At 71.3% G+C, this 18513-nt stretch carries 16 protein-coding genes; 1 reads left to right on the top strand and 15 read right to left on the bottom strand.

The window, feature by feature from the left end; genetic code table 11:
- The 3 genes from BM076_RS07925 to BM076_RS07915 form a co-directional block, all read right to left on the bottom strand.
- Positions 1 to 300: leucine zipper domain-containing protein (locus BM076_RS07925; RefSeq protein WP_143120539.1), on the bottom strand; the 300-nt coding region annotated here is incomplete at its 3' end.
- Between the two features lie 101 nt (positions 301 to 401).
- Complete coding sequence (locus BM076_RS07920) at positions 402 to 1616, bottom strand: SPFH domain-containing protein (RefSeq protein WP_245795838.1); 1215 nt, start codon at positions 1614 to 1616, stop codon at positions 402 to 404.
- 25 nt (positions 1617 to 1641) lie between these two features.
- Positions 1642 to 1875: a hypothetical protein gene (locus BM076_RS07915; protein ID WP_093712637.1), complete on the bottom strand. Its 234-nt coding sequence runs from the start codon at positions 1873 to 1875 to the stop codon at positions 1642 to 1644.
- 245 nt (positions 1876 to 2120) lie between these two features.
- Here BM076_RS07915 and nhaA point away from each other — a divergent pair, with 245 nt between their 5' ends.
- On the top strand, positions 2121 to 4013 hold the full coding sequence (gene nhaA / locus BM076_RS07910; RefSeq protein WP_093712636.1) for a Na+/H+ antiporter NhaA: 1893 nt from the start codon (positions 2121 to 2123) through the stop codon (positions 4011 to 4013).
- Positions 4014 to 4087: 74 nt separating this feature from the next.
- On the opposite strand, the gene BM076_RS07905 is transcribed toward nhaA, so the two are convergent.
- The 12 genes from BM076_RS07905 to BM076_RS07845 all read right to left on the bottom strand — a co-directional run bounded on the left by BM076_RS07905 (position 4088) and on the right by BM076_RS07845 (position 18289).
- Positions 4088 to 4318, bottom strand: a complete 231-nt coding sequence (locus BM076_RS07905; protein WP_093712635.1) for a DUF6296 family protein — start codon at positions 4316 to 4318, stop codon at positions 4088 to 4090.
- Positions 4319 to 4389: 71 nt separating this feature from the next.
- Positions 4390 to 5022, bottom strand: a complete 633-nt coding sequence (locus tag BM076_RS07900; protein ID WP_093712634.1) for a response regulator — start codon at positions 5020 to 5022, stop codon at positions 4390 to 4392.
- On the bottom strand, positions 5019 to 6338 hold the full coding sequence (locus BM076_RS07895) for a sensor histidine kinase (protein WP_245795836.1): 1320 nt from the start codon (positions 6336 to 6338) through the stop codon (positions 5019 to 5021). Before BM076_RS07895 ends, BM076_RS07900 begins: the two co-directional genes overlap by 4 nt.
- 7 nt (positions 6339 to 6345) lie before the next feature.
- Positions 6346 to 7107, bottom strand: a complete 762-nt coding sequence (locus tag BM076_RS07890; protein WP_093712633.1) for an ABC transporter permease — start codon at positions 7105 to 7107, stop codon at positions 6346 to 6348.
- 52 nt (positions 7108 to 7159) lie between these two features.
- Positions 7160 to 8068 (bottom strand): ABC transporter ATP-binding protein, encoded by a 909-nt coding sequence (locus BM076_RS07885; protein WP_093712632.1) that lies wholly within the window; start codon positions 8066 to 8068, stop codon positions 7160 to 7162.
- A gap of 182 nt (positions 8069 to 8250) precedes the next feature.
- Positions 8251 to 9321, bottom strand: coding sequence for a LacI family DNA-binding transcriptional regulator (locus BM076_RS07880; protein ID WP_177246365.1), 1071 nt, complete (start codon positions 9319 to 9321; stop codon positions 8251 to 8253).
- Positions 9318 to 11930, bottom strand: a complete 2613-nt coding sequence (locus BM076_RS07870) for a glycoside hydrolase family 2 protein (protein WP_245795834.1) — start codon at positions 11928 to 11930, stop codon at positions 9318 to 9320. Before BM076_RS07870 ends, BM076_RS07880 begins: the two co-directional genes overlap by 4 nt.
- Positions 11931 to 11980: 50 nt before the next feature.
- Complete coding sequence (locus BM076_RS07865) at positions 11981 to 12871, bottom strand: carbohydrate ABC transporter permease (protein WP_093712631.1); 891 nt, start codon at positions 12869 to 12871, stop codon at positions 11981 to 11983.
- Positions 12868 to 13863, bottom strand: a complete 996-nt coding sequence (locus BM076_RS07860; protein WP_093712630.1) for a carbohydrate ABC transporter permease — start codon at positions 13861 to 13863, stop codon at positions 12868 to 12870. The genes BM076_RS07865 and BM076_RS07860 overlap by 4 nt, the downstream gene beginning before the upstream one ends.
- Positions 13864 to 13879: 16 nt before the next feature.
- The gene (locus BM076_RS07855; protein ID WP_093712629.1) at positions 13880 to 15160 is read right to left on the bottom strand and encodes an ABC transporter substrate-binding protein; all 1281 of its coding nucleotides are present in this window, start codon (positions 15158 to 15160) and stop codon (positions 13880 to 13882) included.
- A gap of 373 nt (positions 15161 to 15533) precedes the next feature.
- Positions 15534 to 16946: an extracellular catalytic domain type 1 short-chain-length polyhydroxyalkanoate depolymerase gene (locus tag BM076_RS07850; RefSeq protein ID WP_093712628.1), complete on the bottom strand. Its 1413-nt coding sequence runs from the start codon at positions 16944 to 16946 to the stop codon at positions 15534 to 15536.
- Between the two features lie 299 nt (positions 16947 to 17245).
- A complete protein-coding gene (locus tag BM076_RS07845) occupies positions 17246 to 18289 on the bottom strand; it encodes a LacI family DNA-binding transcriptional regulator (protein WP_093712627.1) in 1044 nt (347 codons plus the stop codon).
- Positions 18290 to 18513 lie beyond the last annotated feature (224 nt).

Here is an 18513-nt window from a genome sequence, read left to right as displayed (position 1 = left end):
CGAGGCGGGCAGACCCAGGATCGGCCCGATCCGGGCAGGGCCCAGCTTGCGTGTCCGGCGCAGTTCGCAGACCCGGGCCTCCACTGCGGCCGGGGTGCGGTGCGGTGTCGTATGCGGCCGGCTGGGGCGGTCGGCCAGGCCCGCATCCCCCTCGGCCCGCCAGCGGGCCACCCACTTGTGCCCGGTCGCCCGTGAGATGCCCATCTCAGCAGCGACATGGGCGACCGGCCGACCCGACAGCACACGTTCGATCAGGATTCGTCTGCCATGAACGGTCAGCCGGGCATTACGGTGAGACACGAAGACCTCCGGGCGGTGCGTTCCTAGACAGCTCCACCACACCGGAGGTCTTCGCCATGATCAAGACCCACGAGCGTCAACAACGCTCATGATCAATACACCTAGTCGATGTCGATCGGCCCGTCCGTCGTCCCCCGGCCGCCCTTGCCCTTGCCGCCCCGGTCACCGCCGGGGTTGACCAGGCCGCGCAGCGCCGGCAGATTGTCCGACTCCTCGCCGGACCCGTCGCCGCCCTCGCCGCCGTTGAGATTCTTGCGGACCGAGTCCAGGATCGTCAGACCCTGGCTGACCAGGCCCGCCGCGATCTCGCTGAGGCCGTCTGCGCCGTTGAGCACATTGACGTTGGCACCGGACAGGCCGCCCGCCGCCTCCTTCACGATCTGCGGGAGCTGGTCGATCAGCATCCGGTCCAGCGCCACCCGGTCGTGCGAGGCCGCGGCCGCGGCCTGGATGCGCATCCGCTCGGCGTCGGCGACAGCGAGCACCCGGATCCGCTCGGCCTCCGCCTCGGCGGGCTTGACGATCTCCGCCACGAGCTGCTGCTGGCGCAACTCGGCGGCGCGCAGCGCCAGTTCGGTCTGCGCGGCCAGCACCTCCTGCTGCGCGTGCGCCTGGGCGAGCGGGCCCGCCTGCGCCGCCTGCGCCTGCGCGCGGTCGACCTCGGCGCTGTACTCGGCCTGCACGACGGCGGTCTGCCGCGCGTACTCGGCCTGATTGCGCGCCGCGACCTGCTGCGCCTCCACCGACGCCTGGGTGGCCTGGGCCTGCGCGATCTGCGCCTGCCGCTGGATCGCCGCCTTGTGCGGCGCCGACATGGCCTCGATGTAGCCGGTCTCGCCGTCGTCGATGGACTGGATCTGCAGCGAGTCGACGCTCAGGCCGATCTTCGCCATCTCCGTCTTGGACGTCTCCAGTACCTCGGTGGCCAGTTTCTGCCGCTCGGTGACGATCTCCTCGACCGTCATCGAGCCGATGATGGACCGCAGGTGGCCGGCGAAGATCCGGCCGGTGAGCACCGCCATCTGGTCCTGGTCGGACAGGAAGCGCTGCCCGGCGTTGACGATGCTCTCGTGGTCGTTGCCGACCTTGAACGCGATGACGGCCTTGACCGTCAGCGCGATGCCCTGCTTGGTCACGCAGGTCTCGGCGACTTCCGCCTCGCACATCGCGAGCGTCAGGAACCGGGTCTTGCGGAAGACCGGCAGGACGAACTTTCCGTGGCCCGTGACCACGCGGAACGGCGCACCCCCCAGTCCACGCCGACCGCCCGAGATCAACATCGCCTCGTCCGGCGCGGGAACGCGGTAACCGAACATCCTTGTCTCCTTCACGTGCGCCGGCTCAGTCGGCCAGCGCGTCCAACGGGTCGACCCACTCGATGACATCCACCTGGCGTGTGCCGCGCGAGTCCACCACCAGCACGGTCGCCCCCTTCGGCAGGGGCTCCTCGGACCAGGCGAGGAAGGTTTCGGTGCCGCCTCTGACCCGTACGTGGACCTCGCCCGGTCCGGCCGCGCCACGCGTGCCGACGAGCAGCTCCCCCGTGCAGCCGATCACGGCTTCGTCCCGCGCCATCCGGCCGCCCCTCGCTCATGTGTCCGTTGTCGGTCCTGGATCACCCGACCGCGTTCATCCTCCCACCGGCGGGCCTTTCCGGTCCGTTACAGGTCCGCACCAAACAGGGGGTGCGTCACTTCCGTGACCCGGAAGCGTCGGGGCGGTTCGGCCGGCGGCGCAGCCGTTGGTCGGTTATGGACACGCCAGCCGGACGCCGGTCGTGTCAGGGTGTCCCTCAGACCGTTCCTCTGCTGGGAGGCTGGATGTTCCGGGGCTTCGCCGTGCCCTTGTCGGGAAAGACCGAGCGCGACCGCCGGGCGGCCGCCTCCGCTCTGGCGTACATCCGTACCGAGACGGGCAGCGCCGCCGTCCTGCTCGCGGCCACCTTGGTGGCGCTGGCCTGGGCGAACATCGCGCCCGGCAGCTACGACTCGGCGTGGGCGACGCACTTGTCGCTGCGCTTCGGCGACCACGGCCTCGACCTGGATCTGCGGGAGTGGGTCAACAGCGGGCTGATGACGCTGTTCTTCCTGGTCGTGGGGCTGGAGGCGCGGCGCGAATTCGACATGGGCGAGCTGCGCGACCGGCGCCGTATCCCGCTGCCGATGCTGGCCGGGGTCAGCGGCATGGTGGTGCCGGTCGCGATCTACCTGGCGGTCAACTCCGGCCGGTCCTCGGTCCACGGCTGGGGTACGGCGATGTCCACCGACACCGCCTTCGCGCTGGGCATGCTGGCCCTGCTCGGCTCGCGCTTCCCCGAGCGGCTGCACACCTTCATCCTGACCGTCGCCGTCGTGGACGACTTCCTGGCGCTCGGCGTGATCGCCGTGGCCTACAGCGACCACATCTCCTGGACGCCGCTGCTGGTCGGCATCGGTGTGCTGCTGCTGGTGTACGGGGTGCGCAGCGCGGGTGTGCGGCGCGGCGCGGTGTACGCGGTGCTGGGCGTCGTGGCCTGGGTGGCGTTCCTGCACTCCGGGGTGGATCCGCTGGTCGTCGGCCTGATCATGGGCCTGCTCTCGTACGCCTATCCCGCCTCCCGGGACGCGCTGGAACGCGCCACGGGGCTGTTCCGCTCCTTCCGGGAGCAGCCGACCGCCGAGCTGGAGCGGGAGGCGCGCCTCGGTCTGGCCTCCGCGGTCTCTCCCAACGACCGGCTGCAGCGGCTGTGGCACCCGTGGAGCAGCTATGTGATCGTGCCGCTGTTCGCGCTGGCCAACGCGGGCATCGAGATCAACGGTTCGCTGCTGGCCGACGCCTTCACCTCGCCGATCACCCTCGGCATCCTGCTGGGCTACGGCATCGGCAAGCCGGTCGGCATCGTCGGCGCGTCCGCGCTGGCCACGCGGCTGAGCAAGGGCCGGATGCGGCCGTCGGTCGGCTGGGCCGCGGTGCTGGGCGGCGGCTCCATCGCGGGCATCGGCTTCACGGTGTCGCTGCTGATCGCGACGCTGGCCTTCGACGGCGACCAGCTCGCCGAGGCGAAGATCGGTGTGCTGAGCGCGGTGGTGTTCGCGATGCTGCTCACCACCGTGGTGGCGCTGGTCGCCGGGCGGCTGCCGGAATCGCGCCGGGCGCGGGCGCTGCTGGGTACCGCCGAGTCCGTGGTGGACCTGGTGGAGCCGGTCGATCCGGACCGTGACCATGTGCGCGGGCCGCTGGACGCACCGGTGACGGTTGTCGAGTACGGCGATTTCGAGTGCCCGTTCTGCGGGCAGGCCGAGGGTGTGGTGCGCGAGCTGCTCGCGGACTTCGGCGACAGTGTGCGCTATGTGTGGCGGCATCTGCCGCTCACCGATGTGCACCCGCACGCGCAGCTCGCCGCGGAGGCTTCTGAGGCCGCCGCCGAGCAGGGCCGTTTCTGGGAGATGCGCGATCTGCTCTTCGAGCGGCAGGACGCGCTGAAGATCCGCGATCTGCTGGAGCACGCCCGGGAGATCGGTCTGGACGTGCCCGCGTTCAAGGAGTCGCTGCACAAGCGGCGCGGCGCCCACCGGATCGCCAAGGACGTGGAGTCCGCCGACCTCAGCGGGGTGTCGGGCACGCCCACCTTCTTCATCAACGGGCGCCGCCACCACGGCGCGTACGACATCGACAGCCTCTCCGAGGCGGTCATCGCGGCGCGCGAGCGGGCGCTGATCGAGCAGTCCATGTGACGGAGGGTGGTCCGCGCTCGTCCGGGTGCGGGGAATCGTCAGGGTGCGGGGGTCGTCGGGGGTGCGGGGAGCCGTCAGGGGTGCAGGGAGCGGACCGCGCGGGGCACGCCCGGCGCCTGATGGCCGCCGCTGGCGATCATCCGGACCTCGCCGTCCGCGCTGATCTCGGCGCGCACGATCCCGGTCTCGTCCTCGTAGATCGGGTAGCCTCCGGCGCCGGACTTCTCGGTCCGGTGGACGTGCACGACGTCGTCCTCCACCGAGGGCGCGTGAAAGACCAGCTCGTACGTCTGCGGGTAGTCCATGGGCAGTCCTCCAGACCTGCCCATCATCCCTCGCACCGCCCGGACGCGCCTGCGGGGAGCCGGGCGGCGCGTCAGTCCAGCAGCCCGCTCTTGTAGGCCGCCGCGACCGCGGAGGCGCGGTCGCGGACGCCGAGTTTGGCGTACAGGTGCAGCAGGTGGGTCTTGACGGTGGCCTCGCTGATGAAGAGCTGTTTCGCGGCTTCCTTGTTGGTGGAGCCGGCGGCGACAAGCCGCAGCACCTCCAGTTCGCGTTCGGTCGGCGCCTCCGCGGCCGGTACGGCGGGGCCGCGGACATGGCCGAGCAGCTTCTGCGCGACGGTCGGCGCGAGGACGGCCTGGCCGCGGTGGGCGGCGCGCACGCCCCGCACGAGTTCGTCGCGCGGCGCGTCCTTGAGCAGGTATCCGGTGGCGCCGGCCTCCACCGCGGGCAGTACATCGGCGTCGCTGTCGTACGTGGTGAGGACCAGCACGCGGACATCGGGTGCCCGGTCGCGCAGCGCCCGGATCGCCTCGACGCCGCCCATCCGCGGCATCCGCAGATCCATCAGGACCACGTCCACCGGCAGCGCGGCGGCGCGCTCCACCGCCTCCACGCCGTCCGCGGCCTCGCCGACGACCTCGAAGTCCGGGTCGCCGTCGAAGACTCCGCGCAGGCCGTCGCGTACGACGGGGTGATCATCGACGATCAGCAGGCGAATAGTCACACGGCATTCTCCACCCCCGCCGGGCCCGCGACCGGTTCGGGTGCGCGCCGGACCGCGGGGACACTGGCGCTGATGGCGGTGCCGTCGCCCGGGCCGCTCTCGATCTCCAAGGCCCCGCCGACCTGCCGCAGCCGCTGCCGCATCGCGGTGAGGCCGTAGCCGTTCCCCTCGCCCGCACTCCCGGCGGCGGCCGTACCGCCGACGGAATCCGGAGCGGCCCCGGCCCGGCGGGGGTCGAAGCCGCTGCCGTCGTCCAGCACGTCGAGGACGACGACCTCGTGGGTGTAGGAGAGGGTCAGTCCGGCGCGGGAGGCGGCGGCGTGCTTGGCGATGTTGGCGAGTCCTTCCTGCGCGGTGCGGAAGAGCACGACCTCCAGCGCGGGCGGCAGCGGCACCGGCGTCCCGGTGACCTCGACCCGTACCCGTACGCCCGAGGTCTGCGACCAGCGGTCCGCCAGATCGCCGATGGCCTCGGGCAGATGGGCCTCGGCGAGCGGTCCCGGGCGCAGCGCCTGCACCGAGCGACGCGCTTCGGTCAGGCTCTCGCGGGCCAGCCGGGCGGCCAGGTCGCGGTGCCTGGCGCGGCGTTCGGGGTCGGCGTCGAAGCGCTCGGCGGCCTCCAGTTGGGTGACGATGCCGGTCAGGCCCTGGGCGATGGTGTCGTGGATCTCGCCCGCCATCCGCTGCCGCTCGTCGAGGACACCGGCTTCCCTTGCCTGGACCACCAGTTGGGCGTGCAGGCCGGCGTTCTCCTCCATCGTCTCGCGCAGCCGCCGGTTGGCCTGCGCCAACTCCTCGATGTTGCGGGCGCGTTGTCTGCTGCGCAGGTCCTCCTCGATGCTCTGGAAGGTGATGACGCCCGCGACCAGCATGTTGATCAGGACGAGTCCGGCGTAGACGGTCACGACGCCGCCGTGCAGATTGCCGACGCCGCCGACCTGTGTGGTGGCCATCAGCGCCGAATTGACCGCGACGGCCGGCAGCCACAGCGCGCGCGGGAGCAGCGCGACCTGGAGGTAGCCGGTGAAGCCGAAGAAGCCGTAGAGCGGGTTGAGGGCCACCAGCGCCCCGATGAGGACGAGGATTCCGGCGACGAAGACGACCGCCCGGCGCTCGCGGCCCGCGGGCACGGGGAAGGTCACGCCCATCAGCCGCAGCCAGAGCGCCGCCGCAAGGGACAGGCCGCAGGCCAGTGCGAGGGCGGCGGCCGTGTGCGCGCCGAGGACGAGCGTGGCGATCAGGGACACCGCCAGGCCCATGTACGGCAGATTGTTGTGGAGCTGCCTGCGGCGCTCGGTCGCGTCGTCTGCGTTCACCCGTCCATCATTCCCAACGGAAGACGCGGGCGGCGAGCAGGCTGCCGAGCACGGTGTACGCGGCCAGCACCGTCAGGTGCCGCCACAGCGGGCCGTCGCCGGACCAGGCGGCCATGACGGCGCCGAAGGGGACGTATTCGCCGATCCGCTGGAGCGCCCGCGGCATTTCGGCGACCGGGAAGTACAGGCCGCTGAAGAAGAAGTTCAGCACCATCAGCGGGACGCCCGCGCCGCTGGCGGCGCCTGAGGTGCGGGCGAGCGCGGCGACGACCAGGCCGAGTGCGAACACCGCGCCGCTGCCGAGCACGAAGGCCGCGGTCACGCTCGCGGGGTCGGCGGGCGCCTTCACATGGAAGGCGAGGGCGCCGATGGCGATGATCAGGGCGACGCCGAGCGCGGCGATCGCCGCGATGACGGCCAGCAGGGCCGCGAGCATGCCCGCGGCCGGTACGGGGCTGACCGCGAGCCGGCGCAGCACGTCCTTCTCGCGGAAGGACGCCATCGTCAGCGGCAGCGCGGTGAGCGCGACGAGCAGGGGCACCATCGCGGCGATCGTCGGCACATAGACGTCGATGACGCTGCGGCCGTCGAGTGCCTTCTGGTCGGTGGTGAAGGCGGGGATGTTGCCGAAGACCACCACCAGGGCGGGCGGCAGCAGCAGCCACACCAGCGCGGCGGGCTCGCGCAGCAGCAGGCGCGCCTGGGTGAGGGTGAGGGTCCTGAAGCCCTTGGTGGTCATCCTCATGGCGGGCAGGGCAAGCGCACTCATGGCGGTTCTCCTCACAGCGGGGCGGGGCCGGGTTCGGGGTGCATGCCGCGGTTCAGACGGATCGGCTGTGGCCGGTCAGGGCGACGAACGCGTCGTCGAGGGTGGTCTGCTCGACCCGCAGGTCGGCGGCGATGATCTGGCGGCGGGCCAGCAGCGAGGTGACGGCCTGGACGAGATTGCCGGTACCGCTGATCTCGACCTGCGGGCCGCGCCGGACCACGGAGACCACCTCGGGCAGCGCCCGCAGCGCGGCCTCGTCCAGCGGCGCGGACGGCCGGAAGCGCATCCGCTGGGTCTGTCCGGCGGAGGCGGCCAGGGCCGCCGGGGTGTCGACGGCGACGACGCGCCCGGAGTCGATCAGCGCGACCCGGTCGCACAGCCGCTCGGCCTCCGCCATGAAGTGGGTGACCAGGACGACGGTGACTCCTTCGTCCCGGATTCCCTCGACCAGGTCCCAGGTGGTGCGGCGGGCGTGCGGGTCGAGTCCGGTGGTCAGCTCGTCGAGGATGACCGCACGCGGGCCGCCGATCATCGCCAGCGCGATCGCGAGCCGCTGCTTCTGGCCGCCGGACAGCTGCTTGTAGCGGGCCCCGGCCTTCTCCGTCAGGCCGAGCCGGTCCATCAGCGGCGCCGCCGGTACGGGGCGCGCGTAGAAGGACGCGAAGAGGTCGAGGGCCTCGCGGACCGTGATCCGGTCGGGCAGCCCGCTCTCCTGGAGCTGGACGCCGAGCACCTGCCGCAGTGCCTCCCGGTCCGCACGCGGGTCGAGGCCGAGGACGCGGACGCTGCCGCGGTCGGCGGACCGCAGTCCCGACAGGCACTCCACGGTGGTGGTCTTGCCCGCGCCGTTGGGCCCGAGGATGCCGAAGATCTCGCCCTCGCCGACGGTGAAGGAGACGTCGTCCACCGCCACCAGGTCTCCGTAGCGCTTGTGCAGGTGATCGACCTCGATGACCGTCATGGTCGCGGTCCCTCCTCGGCTTCCCCGTGGGTTCTCGTCGGCTGTCCGGCGCTCTGTGCCGTACGCCGTCCAGACTCCCGCGCGGGGCGTGCCGTACGGATCGGCCTGCGGGCTCCTTCTGCGGCCGGTCCGGTGGACCCGGGGCATCCACCGATCGGTTGACGGGCCGCCGGACCTGCTGGTCAGCGGGCGGCGCGGGGTGCGGCGGGCGCGGCGCTGTCGCGCTGCCTCAACTGCCCTTCCGTATCGGTCGGTTCCGGCGTCGGCAGGCCGTGCAGGAGGGCGAGGAGAGTACGGGCGGCGCGCCCGCCCAGGGTGTCGGCGCCGCAGGTCAGCGCGGTCAGCGATGGACGAGGGAGGCGGCACAGGTCGGAGTCGTACCAGGCCAGCACGCTCAGCTCGTGCGGCACCCGGACCCCCATCTCATGGGCGACGGCGAGGCCGGCCGCGGCGCCAACCCCATCGTCGTGGACGATCGCGGTCGGCGGTCGCGGCGCGGAGAGCAGCGCGCGGGTGGCGCGGGCGGCCCGGCCGGTGGTGGGGTCGGCGGCGACGGTCCGGGGCGGGGTGAGGCCGGCCCGCGCGCAGGCCGCCCGCAGTGCCCGGGCCCGCGCCGCGCCGAGCCACAGCGGGGAGTCGCCGCCGACGTAGCCGATGTCCCGGTGGCCGAGGGCGGCGAGCCACCGTACGGCCGCGTCGGCGACGGCTTCGTCGTCGGTCCGGACCACGGGGAAGGGGACGCCGGGCCCGGTGCGGCCGATGACGACGGCCGGGAGTCCGGCGTCCGCGAGCCGGCGCAGGGCGGCGCCGTCGTTTCGGAGGTCGGCGACGACCGCCCCGGTGATCCGGCCCGCCTGCCACCACTTGAGCAGCCGGTCCTGCGGGGCGCCGCCCGCGCCGTCGGTCAGGGCCGGGAGTACGGACCAGCCTCCGGGTGCCAGGACGGCGGCGATCCCGGCGAGGAGGTCTCCGGACAGCTGCCGCGAGGCGGGGTGTCCCGCGCCGCCGGGCAGCGCGACCCCGATGGCGTCGGAGGCCGTGACCGACCGGCGGGCCATGGTGCGGGCCAGCGGGTCGGGCGCCCAGCGCAGCGCCTCGGCCGCGTCGAGGACCCGTCGCCGGGTGGCGGGCGACAGCCCGGGTCGGCCGTTGACGGCCAGCGACACGGCCGCCGGTGACACGCCCGCCCGGCGGGCCACGTCCTTGATGGTGACGCGGCGCGGAGGACCGTCCTCCGCGCCGGTGCCCGTCACCGCGTGGAACCGGCCGCGGTGCCCGCCGTGGACCGGGCGCCGCCGTCGACCGGGGCGTCCGCCGTACGGTCTCCCGCCGACGGGTCCGGTGCGTTGTGCGGCGCCGCCGACCGGTCGGCGTTGACGCAGTACAGCGCCCCCGGCAGCGTTTCCGGAGCAGGCCGCGCCCAGCCCCGTACCCGGTAGGTGACGCTCTCGCCGGGCAGCAGTGTGGTCGGGCCCCGGTCGGTGCTCGCGCCGGGGTCGAGCAGGTCGGCCTGGAGGAGCAGGTCGCGGACCAGGGTGTGCGCGGTGACGATGACCTCCGCCGTATCGCCGACGACGCGCAGCTCGGTCCTGATGTCGGCCTTGGGGTACGCGAACGCGCTGTCCGCGGCGGCGAAGCGCAGCGCCCGCAGGCCGTCGCCGTCGGCGACCCAGAACTCCCGTGCGGGATCGCCGATGCGGCCGACCCGCGGCGGCAGTTCCAGCAGCGCGACCGTGCGCGGCCCGGCGGCGACGGTGAGGCGGTGCTCGGCGAGCACGGCGCCCTCGGCGTCCATCCGGCGCAGCAGGACCGGACAACTCCAGGCGTCGGCCGACTGGTTGACGGCGACGAGGACGAGGCGGCCGTCACGCTCCTGGAAGGTCAGCAGCCGGTCGGCGTAGAGCCGTTTCAGCTCGTGGTAGAGCGGCTTCTCGCGTCCGTCGCCGTCGACGGCGGCCCAGGAGGTCACCGGCCAGCAGTCGTTGAGCTGCCACAGCACCGTGCCGGCGCAGCGCGGCCAGTGCGAGCGCCAGTGCTCGACGCCGGTGGCGATGGCGCGGGCCTGGTTGAGCTGTGTGAGGTAGTGCCAGGTGGCGAAGTCGCCGTCGGGGACCGCGAAGTGGGGGGCGAGGCCGCGGGCGAGCTTGCCGTTGCCGTCCTCCGCCTTCTGGTGGTGCAGCATGCCCGGGGAGTCGGCGGCGAGCGGCGTGTCGCTCAGCGCGCGGTCGAGCGTGGCCCGGGCGGGCGGTGCCTGCCAGCCGAATTCCGCGACGAAGCGCGGGACGTCCGCCAGATAGTCGCTGTAGTCGCGGCGGTTCCACACCTCCCACGAGTGGCTGGTGCCGTGACCGGGGTCGTTGGGGTGCGCGTCCCAGGAGCCGGACCAGGGGCTGCCCGCCCAGTACGGCCGGGTCGGGTCGAGCCGAGCCACGGTCTCCGGCAGCAGCCGCAGGTAGTAACCCTCGCCCCAGGCCGCGCCGTTGAGATCGTCCTGCCAGTCCCAGTCGGTGAAGCCCCACAGATTCTCGTTGTTGCCGTTCCACAGCACGAGAGACGGGTGGGACATCAGACGGACGACGTTCTCCTCGGCCTCGGCGGCGACCTCGGACCGCAGCGGTTCGTCCTCGGGGTAGGCGGCGCAGGCGAAGAGGAAGTCCTGCCAGACCATGAGGCCCAGTTCGTCGCAGAGGTCGTAGAAGTCGTCGCTCTCGTAGATGCCGCCGCCCCAGACGCGGACCAGGTCGACCCCGGCCGCCGCGGCCTGCTCCAGGCGGCGCCGGTAGCGGGCGTGGGTGATGCGGCTGGGGAAGACGTCGTCGGGGATCCAGTTCACACCGCGGGCGAAGACGGGGACACCGTTGACGACGAGGGTGAAGGCGGAGCCGTACTCGTCGGCGGTGGTGTCCAGTTCCACGGTACGAAAACCGACGCAGCGCTCCCAGGTGTCCAGGACCCGGGAGGTGTCGGCGCCGCCACCCGTGTCCGGGTCGGTGTCGGCGCCGGGCGCGGCGAGGGTCACGTCGCACAGATAGCGGGGCTGTTCGCCGTAACCGCGCGGCCACCACAATTCGACGTCGGGGACGGCCAGTTCGACGGTCGCGGTGTCCTGTCCGGCGGGCAGGTCCGCGGACGCCTCGACGCCCGCGACGCGTACGGCGGCCCGCAGGGTGCGCGACTGCCCGGACGCGGCGCGCTCCACGGTGAGGTGCACGGTGACCCGCCCGGTGCCGTCGTCCACGGTGACCTGCGGGCGGACCTCGGCGAGCCGGGCGGTGGACCAGAATTCCATCCGCGCCTCGCGCCAGATGCCGGCCGTCACCAGGGTGGGACCCCAGTCCCATCCGAAGGAACAGGCCATCTTGCGGACGAAGTTGAAGGGTTCGGCGTACGCGTTGGGCCGCGGCCCGGTGGCGGCGCGTACGGTCTCGGCCTCTTCGTACGCGGAGGTGAAGCGGATGTCGAGCGGTGTCCCGTCGGCGGGGTGCAGCAGTCCGGTGACGTCGTAGCGGTAGCCGCGGTGCATGTTGCGGGTGGCGGCCAGCGGCTTGCCCGCCACGCTGATGTCGGCGACGGTGTCGAGGCCGTCGAAGACGAGGTCGGCGCGTTCGTGTCCCGCCGGGGCGGCCGGTATCCGGGTGCGGTAGCGCCAGTCGGCGCGGCCCACCCAGGCGACCTCCTCCTCGTTGCGGTCGAGGTAGGGGTCGGGGATCAGCCCCGCGGCCAGCAGGTCGGTGTGCACACAGCCGGGAACCCGCGCGGGCACGGCGGTGTCGGCGAGCGCCGGCGGTGCCTGTTCCGGCCGGTGCCGCGCGGTGTCCAGGTGCAGCGTCCACGCGTCGGTGAGCGGCTTGCGGACCTTCATTCGGGCTCCTTGATCCTGTGCATGGGTGCGTCGGTCGCGCGCGGGTGCGCTCACTTGGTGGCGCCGGAGGCGAAGCCGTTGTAGATGAACCGCTGGAGGGCGAGGAAGACGACGAGGCTGGGGATGATCACCAGCGCCGCCCCCGCGGAGATGACCTCCCAGTGCGCCCCGTACGGGCCCTTGAAGCGGAACAGCGAGGTCGAGATCGTGCCGAGGTTGTCGTCCGGCATGTAGAGGAAGGGAATGTAGAAGTCGTTGTAGATCGCGACGCCCTTGATGATGACGACGGTCGCGATCGCCGGCTTCAGCAGCGGCACGATGATGCGCCAGTAGATGGTGAAGGAATTCGCGCCGTCCAGCCGGGCCGCCTCGTCGAGCGAGACGGGGATCGAGCGGATGAATTGCAGGAAGATGTAGATGGACACGATGTCGGTGCCCATATAGAGCATGATCGGCGCCCAACGGGTGTCCATCGCACCGAGGTTGTTCACGATCTGGTACGTGGCGACCTGTGTGGTCACGCTCGGCACCAGCGAGGCGATCAGGAACAGCCCGAGGATCAGCCGCTTGAAGGGGAAGTGGAAGCGGTCGATCGCGTAGGCCGTCATCGAGCCGATCAGCACGGTGCCGAGGACGGAGAAGAAGAGGATGAAGGACGTGTTCCACAGCGCCCGCATCATGTGGCCGTCGTTGAACGCCGTCACGTAATTGTGGAAGTTCAGCCAATGGTGCGGCGCGGACAGCGGGTTGGCGCTGCCCATTTCCTTAGCTGTGCGCAGCGAGGTGAGCAGGATCGCCAGCAGCGGGATCAGCACGACGGCACTGGCCAGCACGAGCGAGAGGTATTTGAGGAACACCGCGGTCGCGCCGCGCAGCGACCGCGTGCCGCCGCTGCGGGGCCGGGGCGCCTTGACCGCGGCGGGGCCGGTGAGTGCGGTCATGACTGTTCGACCCTCTCGTCGGGAAACAGCAGGCGTTGCAGCCAGGTCACCAGGAGCACGATCGCCAGCAGCACGACGGCGGCGGCGGACGCGAGTCCGGTCTTGTTGAAGTTGAAGGCGAGTTTGATCGTCTGGATGACGAAGGTCTCGCTGTTGTTGGAGCCGCCGGTCATGATGAACGGGATCTCGAACACCGACAGCGAGCCGGAGATCGCCAGGATGACGCTGAGGCTGATGATCGGCCGGATGCTGGGCGCGATGACATAGCGGAACTGCTGCCAGCGGCTGGCGCCGTCCAGTGCCGCGGCTTCGTAGAGCTGCGGTGGGATGGACTGGATAGCGCCGAGGAACAGCACCATGTTCAGGCCCATGAAGCGCCATACGGATACGCCCGCGAGCGAGGTGTTGACCAGGTGCGGATCGCCGAGCCACAGGTGCGGTCCGACGCCGAACGCCTTCAGGATGCTGTCCAGGGTGCCGCCGGGCTGGAAGAAGTACAGGAAGACGAAGCCGATGGCGACGCCGTTGATGAGATAGGGGAAGAACAGGATTCCCTTGAACAGATTCCGCAGCCGGGTGTTGAAGCTGAGGATCGTCGCGAAGTACAGCGCGGCGGCGATCTGCACGACGGAACCCGCGAGGTAGAACAGGCTGACCCAGAACACCTGGAAGAGCTGCGGTCGGGTGAACAGGTCGGTGTAGTTGTCGAGTCCGACGAAATTGCGGGTGGGGCTGATGCCGTCCCAGTCGGTGAAGCTGTACGAGATCATGTCCGCCACCGGCAGGTAGGTGAAGACCACCAGCAGGGTCAGCGGGGCGAGCAGGTACAGCCACGGGGTGAACCACCGCGACCTGCGGGTGCGGCGGCGCGGGCGGGGTTCCGTGCCGCCGCCGGGGCGGGCCCGCCGGCCGCGCGGGCGGCGGCCGGGGGCGTCGTCGGGCGGTGACGGCAGGGCGGGCACGCGGGTGCCCGCCGTCTGCGGTGCGCTCATGGGTCCGTCTCTCCGGTCAGCCGAGGGTGCCCTGGGCGTCGGACCACTTCTTGTTGAGGTCCTTGAAGACGCTGTTCATGTCGCCGCCGGCCGCGCCGCGGGCCACGTCCACGATGTGCTGCGGGTAGTCCTGGTTGTTGATGCCGATCTCGGACGCCTTGTCGATCTCGTCGACCTGCGCGGTCTTGTCATTGGTGGGGTGGACGAACTGCACGTCGGCGTCCTGGTACGGCTTGAGGTCGGCGGGCAGCGGTGTGCCCTTGACCGAGGAGATCGACAGGGCGGCCTGCGCGTCGCCGGACTTGGTGATGAACCAGTCGATCCAGGCGCGGGCCGCGGCCTTGTTCTTGGAATGGGTGTTGATCGCGTACTGGTAGTCGGGCCTGACCACCGAGCAGAAGTGGCCGTCCTTCTGGGCCGGGAAGGGCATGAAGCCGATGTCGGCCGGGTCCTTGCCGGCCTTCTTCGCGGCGTCCTGCATCTGCACCACGGCCCACGAGCCGAGCCACATCGTGGCGATCTTGCCGGTGCCGATCAGGGTCTTGGAATTCTCCCAGTTGGTGGTGTTGGGGTCGGCCTCGGACAGCTTGTTGTGCACGATGTCGTAGAGCAGCTTGTCGGTGGTGTAGAGGTCCTGGCCGGGCGCCCAGGGCTCCTTGGTGGAGGCGAGCTTGTCGTTGGCGGCCGGGTCGCAGCTCGGCGAGCCCAGGGCGTTGCCCCAGTTCGTGAGCGGCCAGCCGTCGTGGTAGTTCGTGTAGTACGGGGTCGCGCCGGTCTTCGCCTTGATCGCCTGGAGGTCGGTGATGAACTGCTCGGGTGTGGTGGGCCAGTCGGTGACGCCGGCCTGCTTCCAGACCGCCTTGTTGTAGACGAAGCCGTTGGCCGTACCGATGTTGGCGATGCCGTAGACCTTGCCGCCGACCGTGGCGTGGTCGGTGAAGTCGTAGGTCCTGGACAGGTCCGCGGCCGTGCCCAGCGGTGCGAAGAAGGTCGGATACTGCTTGAGCGGCACCGAGTTGGGGATCGACAGCACATCGCCGTAGTTCTTGCTGTTGAGCCGGATCTTGACGTCGCCCTCGTAGTCGGTGAGGCCCTGGAACTTCACCGTCACGTGCGGGTAGATCTTGTTGAACTCGGCCGCGTAACGCTTCGCGGTGCCGTCCTGCACCTGGTCGGTGCGGTTGGTGAGCACGGTGATGGTGCCCAAGACCTTGGACGGGTCCTTCGGCGCGGTCGCCGTGTCGGACGAACCGCTGCCGCCGCCGCTGCTGCCGCAGGCGGCCAGCGTCATCGCCATCGTCACTGCCACCGCGCTGGTCGCCAGGACCGTTCTGCTTCTGCGCACGCGGAACCACTCCCTCGTCTGTGAACCGGAAACGCCGCACTGCGGGCCGCAGCGACGGACGTCTCGTCGTCGGGGCGGAGCGGCTGATGGCTGCTTAACGTAGACGCAACCTGGCACCACTGTCTATAGAACGGTCTAGTAATCTGTGGACGTGGTCAACGAGGGCTTGAACGACGGCATATTGCTGTTTCTTTACTTAACTTCTGTGGCACTGAACGGGAACCGCCGGGCGGTGGGGTCGCACAGGCGCCGGCGACCGCACCGCCCGGCGGGTCGGTGGGGATGGTGAGGTGGTGCGTTGGTGGTGCGTCGGTGAGGTGGTGCGTCAGGACGCGGCGGACGGCATGGGGTGCTGCTGGAAGAACTGCCACATCAGGGAGTTCGCACTGATCTCCCGGGTCGTGGTGCCGTTGCCCGCCGACTCCTGCGGTGATCCCGGCCAGGTGTGGCCGCCGTTGGAGACCGAGTACAGCTCGACGTTCGCGCCGTCGCGGCAGCCGCCGTAGACGGTGTGCTGGACGTGCGTGGTGGTCTGCGTCGTGGTCGGCCCCGTGGTGCAGCCGTTGAGCGTTGCCCAGCGCTGCTGGGCGACCGGCACCGAGTAGTGCCAGGCGGTGCTGTCACCGCCGCCGTAGTACGGATTGGTGTTGTCCTGCTGCCCGTGGAAGGCGATCACCGGTACGGCCCTGCCGGGCGCGCAGGACGCGGGGTCGGGCCGGGTGCCGTCGGCCGGGTCGGGCCGTCCCGCGCGGATGCCGGCGACCGGGGCGACGGCGGCGATCTTGTCGGACAGCATGCACGCGAGCGCGGACGTCATCCGGCCGCCGCCGGAGTAGCCGGTCGCGTACACCCGCGCCGGATCGACGCAGGCCGAGGCGGTGAGCGTACTGATCACCTGCCGCAGGAAGGCGACGTCGTCGCGGGTGCCGGACGGCGTCACGTACGGCACGTTCCAGATGTAGCCGCTGCCGCTGCGGACGACGCCGGTCGGGGCGGCGACGATGAAGCCGTTGGCGTCGGCGGTCGGGGCCATGTCGCTGTACGCGAGCTGGCCGGCGCCCGTGCCCTGGCTGCCGTGCAGATTCAGCACCATCGGCAGCCGCGCGCCGGCGGCCCGCGGCGGGATGTGGACGAGCACCTGGTAGGTGGTGCCGCCGAAGGACACCGGGGTGTCGTACTGCCCGCTGCCGAGCGCGGGCGTGCAGCCGCCGGGCGGCGTCCCTCCCCCGCCGGGCAGTTGCCAGGTCTGCCAGGGGTTGGTGTTGCGGTCCCAGATCTGCAACCGGGTGCCGTTGGCGGTGTTGCCACCGGGGGCGTCCAGATAGCGGCCGGACTGCGGATTCTTCAGGTGACCGTCGGCCTCGGCCACCCACTGCTGGGCGCCGGAACCGTTGCAGTCCCACAGTTGGAGCTTGGTGCCGTTCACGGTGCCCTGTCCTGTCACGTCCAGACACTTGCCGAGCGCCTTGACCGTACTGTCGCTGCCGACCGTCCAGGACTGGGCGTTGGTGCCGTTGCAGTCGTAGAGCTGGACGGCCGTGCCGTTGGCGGTGCCGGCGGCGGCCACGTCCACGCACTTGCCGCCGACGCCCGTGATCGGGCCGGTGCCGGTCGCCGACGCGGCGGCCGGCGTGGCCGCTGTCGCCTCGGGCGGCGCGCCCGCCAGCCATGCCCCCGCCAGCAGGGGCAGCGCCGCGAGCACGGCGGCCCGCTTGCGCGTGAAGATCTTCGCTCTCATTGGACCCTCTCATGTGACCCATGGGGGTGGAACGGTGATGGAACCGCTGATCGGAAACACTGATGGAACGTTGCATGCCGCTCGTCCGCGACGACGAGTGGCTCCTCATCGTGATCGCGGGAATGCGGCCGAAAGACCGACGTCTGGACGCTAGGACTCTGGTCCAGGCCATGTCAATGAACGCGGCAGAAGTTTCTAAAACGTGCGAGTGACACAAGCGAGAGGCCCCGACACGATGTCGTGTCGGGGCCGATTCACGGCCGGCGCAGGGGAGTTCGGGGCCTGAGCGGGGCGGCGGGTCAGCCGCGGGGCGGCGGGGCCGTGGAGCCGCGCGGGACCAGGCTGGGGATCTGGGCGGCGTGCGAGGTGGGCTTGCGGTGCGTCATGACGTCGAAGAGGGTCTCGGTGACGTCCGCGCCGAAGGAGAAGATGTCGTGCCGCATCGCGGACAGCATCGGCCGGGTGAGCTGGCACAGCTGCGAGTCGTCCCAGGCCAGCAGCGACAGGTCGTGCGGGACGGAGAGGCCGAACTCGGCGGCCACACCGAGGGCGGTGACGGCCATGATGTCGTTGTCGAAGACGATCGCGGTGGGCCGTTCCGCCGCGAGCAGCAGCGTACGGCAGGCCCGGCTGCCCTGGTCGGCGGAGAAGTCGGCGACGACGGTCCGCGCCGACAGGCCCAACTCCTGTGCGGTGTCGCTGAAGGCGCGGGTGCGGATGGCGCTGTGCCCCAGCTCCTCGGGGCCGGAGACCCGGGCGATCCTGCGGTGCCCGAGCGCCGCCAGATAACGGACGGCCTCGACCGTGGCGGCCGCGTCATCGGTCCACACCGAGGTGAAGGGCCCGGCGAGCGACGGATGTCCGACGACCACCGCGGGCAGCCCTATCGCGGACAGTGCGGGCACCCGCGGATCGTCGACCCGCAGGTCGACCAGGATGCTGCCGTTGACGCGGTTGCCCTGCCACCACTCGCGGTGGACCTCGATCTCCTCCGCGGGTTCCACCAGCCGCAGCAGCAGCGAGCAGGAGTGCTGCCCGAGCACGCTCTCGATGCCGGAGATGAACTCCATGTAGAAGGGTTCGAGGCCCAGCATCCGCGCCGGCCGGGCGATCGCCAGGCCCACGGTGTGCAGAGCGCGGCCGGACAGCGACTGCGCCGCCTGGTTAGGACTCCAGCCCAGCTCGCGCGCGGCCTGGAGGATGCGTTCCTTGGTGCCGGCCGACACCCCCGGCTTGTTGTGCACCGCGATCGTCACGGCGGACGGCGAGACACCCGCGCGCTTGGCGACGTCCTTGATCGTGGCCTTGCGCCCGCCGCCGCCCGCTTCTGCCGTCTGGCTCACCCGGATGTCCGCCTTCGTCGTACGTCGTCGTGCCGCGTCGTGCGGCACGGCCGCGCCCCTTGGCTCCGCGCCGGAGTCCGGTCCGCGGCCGTTGCGGCCGAGGACGCGGGAGTACGCCCGGGCCGCCTCGCCTGCTCAGCGTACACTCAAACGTTTCATACGCGCCGGTAGCCGGTCGCTCCCGGCGGCGGGCCAACCGGCGGGCGGCGTACGGGGCGCAGGGG

Origin of the sequence: Actinacidiphila alni, assembly GCF_900112845.1 — a bacterium.
Lineage (GTDB): Bacteria > Actinomycetota > Actinomycetes > Streptomycetales > Streptomycetaceae > Actinacidiphila > Actinacidiphila alni.
Note: the sequence above shows the minus strand (reverse complement) of the source record. Positions and strands in the feature narration are given on the sequence as shown.